The following is a 2,872-nucleotide window of genomic DNA, read 5'->3' as shown; positions in this document are numbered from 1 at the left end:
GCGTTCCACCGATGGCGCCGTGGGGCATCGGCATCACGCCAAAATCGCGTGCGATAATCGCCCTAACCGGTCATTCACCCAGCCTGCGTCATAAGCAGGCCGACGCCTGCCCGCCGTCACTGCCCGCAGCCGCCCGGGATGCCGTTGGCCCCCGCCACGCCTGGCGCGCGCGGGGCTTTCCCCGCCTCCGCGCGGGTTTTTCGCAATGAGGTTCATGCAACGTGGACGAGACGACGAGAGTTCCGGCCCTGTGCCGTGTGCTGGTGGTCCTGCTCGGCATCCTGGTGACCCTGTTCGGCCTGGCTCTGCTGGTCGGCGGTGTACGCCTGGTGCAGCTGGGGGGCAGTTGGTATTTCCTGCTGATGGGTGCGGTGTCGGCGGTAGCCGGCGTGCTGCTGGCGATGCGCCGGCCGAACGGTGCGCTGCTGTACGGCCTGGCCTTCCTGGCCACGCTGTTGTGGGCGCTGGTGGATGCCGGCTGGAATTTCTGGCCGCTGGTATCGCGGCTGGTGATGCCGGCGGTGCTGGCCCTTCTGGTCGCCCTGGCGTGGCCGGTGCTGCGCCGCAGCCGAGGCCAGGTTGCCGGTCGCGGCGCCTATGGCGTAGCCGCCGTGCTGCTGGTTGGCCTGCTGGGCACTGCGGTGTCGGCGTTCCAGCCGCGCCCGGTACAGACCGCGCAGGGCACGACGCCGCCGGTGGTGCCGGTGGCCAAGGGTGCTGAGCAGCACGACTGGATGCACTGGGGCAACACCACCGCCGGCACCCGCTTTGCCGCGCTGGACCAGATCACCCCGGCCAACGTGAAGGAACTGCAGGTTGCCTGGACGGCGCGCACCGGCGATGTGCCGGAAAGCAACGGTTTCGGTGCCGAGGACCAGAACACCCCGCTGCAGATCGGCGACACCCTGTTCCTGTGCACCCCGCACAATCAGGTAATCGCCATCGATGCCGATTCCGGCAAGCAGCGCTGGGCCTTCGACCCCAAGGCCACCGCGCCGAACTGGCAACGCTGCCGCGGTCTGGGCTATTTCGACGCAACCAGCGCACCGTCTGCTGCAGATGCAGCCGCTCCGGCACCTGCGCCGCTGCCGGCCGCCGAAACGGCCAGCACGGGCCCGGCGCTGTGCGAGAAGCGCATCCTGATGACCTCCATCGATGCGCGCCTGTTCGCGCTGGATGCGAAGACCGGCGCGCTGTGCCCGGACTTCGGCAGCAACGGCGTGGTCGACCTGAAGGCCGGCATGGGCGAGATCAAGCCGGGCTTCTACACCCTCACCGCCGCACCGTTGGTAGCCGGCGAACTGATCGTGGTCGGTGGYCGCGTGGCCGACAACATCGAAGTGGGTGAGCCGTCCGGCGTGGTGCGTGCCTACAACGTGCGCACCGGCGCACTGGCCTGGGTCTGGGATCTTTCCAGGGAAACCCCGGACGTGCCGCTGGATCCGTCGATCCACTACACGCGCGCCACGCCGAACGTGTGGACCTCGATGGCCTACGACCCGCAGCTGGGCCTGGTCTACCTGCCCACCGGCAACACCACGCCTGACCAGTGGGCCGGCGAGCGCACCCCGCAGGATGACAAGTACAGTTCGGCGGTGGTTGCGCTGGACGTGGCCACCGGCAAGGAGCGCTGGGTCTACCAGACCGTGCACCACGATCTGTGGGACTACGACCTGCCCGCGCAGCCGACCCTGACCGACGTGCCCGACGGCAAGGGCGGCACGCTGCCGGCCCTGCTGCAGATCACCAAGGCCGGGCAGATCTTCATGCTCAATCGCCAGACCGGCGTGCCGATCAGCGAAGTGCGCAACATACCCGCGCCGCAGGGCAATGCGCAGGGCGAACGCTATGCCGCCACCCAGCCGCTGTCGGTGGGCCTGCCGCAGATCGGCGCGCAGACGCTGACCGAGTCGGACATGTGGGGCGCCACCCCGATCGACCAGATGCTGTGCCGCATCCAGTTCAAGCAGTTCCGCTACGACGGCATGTACACGCCGCCGGGCGAAGACCTCGCGCTGCAATGGCCCGGTTCGCTGGGTGGCATGAACTGGGGCAGCGCCTCGGTCGACCCCACCACCGGCTACCTGTTCGTCAATGACATGCGCCTGGGCCTGTGGACCAAGCTGATCCCGCGCGCGCAGATGACCAGCGGCGACGGTGGCGTGGAAATGGGTGCGGCCTCGCAGACCGGTACGCCGTACGGCTCGCTGCGCGACCGCTTCCTGTCCAAGCTGGGCATTCCCTGCCAGAAACCGCCGTTCGGCACGATGTCGGCGATCAACCTGGCCACCCGCCAGCTGGTCTGGCAGGTGCCGGTGGGCACGGTGAAGGACACCGGGCCGATGGGCATCAAGATGGGCCTGCCGATTCCGATCGGCATGCCGACCCTGGGCGGTTCGCTGGCCACGCAGTCCGGCCTGCTGTTCTTCGCCGGTACGCAGGATTACTAYCTKCGCGCCTATGACAGCCGCACCGGCGAGGAAGTGTGGAAGGCCCGCATGCCGGTTGGCAGCCAGGGCACGCCGATGACCTACGTCTCGCCGAAGACCGGTCGCCAGTACGTGGTGATTTCCGCCGGTGGCGCACGCCAGTCACCGGACCGTGGCGACTACGTGATCGCCTACGCGCTGCCCGAGCGCAAGTGACCGGCGCCATGCGGCGCAGCCTCGCAGGCTGCGCCGCGTGGGTACCGGTTGCTGGTTCGAGCCCTTACCATGCGAGGTCGAACCCGATGAAAGCTGCTGCCATGCCTGCCGTTCCTCCCAGCCGTCGMCCCAAGCGCSCCCCTGCCCCRCCGCAGGATCGYGGSCTSRSCCAYGAGCTGATGCAGCWGATCCAGGACAACCAGGGCGATCCGGAYTTCATGTTCATG

At 68.5% G+C, this 2,872-nt stretch carries 1 protein-coding gene; it reads left to right on the top strand.

What is annotated here, in order from left to right:
- The first annotated feature begins 221 nt into the window (after positions 1 to 221).
- Positions 222 to 2,645 carry a membrane-bound PQQ-dependent dehydrogenase, glucose/quinate/shikimate family gene (locus tag AC1VAN_RS17075; RefSeq protein ID WP_442252375.1) on the top strand — a complete coding sequence of 808 codons (2,424 nt, stop codon included), beginning with the start codon at positions 222 to 224 and terminating at the stop codon, positions 2,643 to 2,645.
- Positions 2,646 to 2,872: the final 227 nt, after the last annotated feature.

The organism is Stenotrophomonas sp. 05L44_2 (assembly GCF_056665995.1).
Note: the sequence above shows the minus strand (reverse complement) of the source record. Positions and strands in the feature narration are given on the sequence as shown.